The organism is Streptomyces murinus, from assembly GCF_002154555.1.
Taxonomy (GTDB): Bacteria; Actinomycetota; Actinomycetes; order Streptomycetales; family Streptomycetaceae; genus Streptomyces; species Streptomyces murinus.
Genome location: NZ_MUNF01000745.1, coordinates 1 through 712, shown reverse-complemented (window position 1 = coordinate 712; position 712 = coordinate 1). Strand labels below are relative to the sequence as shown.

Sequence of the window (712 nt, the reverse complement as noted above, 5' to 3'; positions counted from 1 at the left end):
GCCCCCTCCCTTTCGGCTCGCCGTGTCCGTCGGCTGAGCGGGGTCACCCCAGCACCGCCGCCACCCCCACCAGCACCGGTACCGACACCACCGTCGACAGCAGGATCGACTCGCGGGCCAGGGACTGGGCGACGCGGTAGCGGCTGGCGTAGGTGAAGAGGTTCTGGGCGGCGGGGAGGGCGGAGGTGACGACGACGTCGAGGAGGGGGGCGCCGTGGAGGTGGAAGAGGGAGGTGGCGAGGGCCCACGCGGCCAAGGGCTGGCCCAGGGACTTCAAGGCCACGGAGAGCAGCACGAGTTGGCGGTCCTGGCCGCGGCAGGGGGCCGCGCTGCCGTGCAGGGACATGCCGAAGGCCAGCAGGGCCGCGGGGACGGACATGTTGCCGATCAGGGTGAGCGGGTCCATCACCGGACCGGGGAGCCTCCAGCCCGCCGCGGCGACCACCACGCCGGACAGTGAACCCACCGCGATCGGATTGCGCAGCGGGGTCAGCAGCCGCTGCCCGAGCGTGCCCTTCTCGCCCATGCCGGACAGGTCGAGGACGGTCAGCGCGACCGGCGTCACCAGGACGACCTGGAAGAGCAGCACCGGCGCCACGAGGGACGCGTCGCCCAGCACATACGCGGCGATCGGGATCCCGAGGTTGCCCGAGTTGACGTAACCGGAGCACAGCGCGCCGATCGTCGTACGGCCCACACCCCACCCCCGTAC

General features: G+C 72.5%; 1 protein-coding gene. It reads right to left on the bottom strand.

The features are described 5' to 3' along the window. Nucleotides 1-43: 43 nt before the first annotated feature. On the bottom strand, nucleotides 44-712 hold a 669-nt coding region (locus tag CCN72_RS34300; protein ID WP_086812236.1), incomplete at its 5' end, for an AEC family transporter.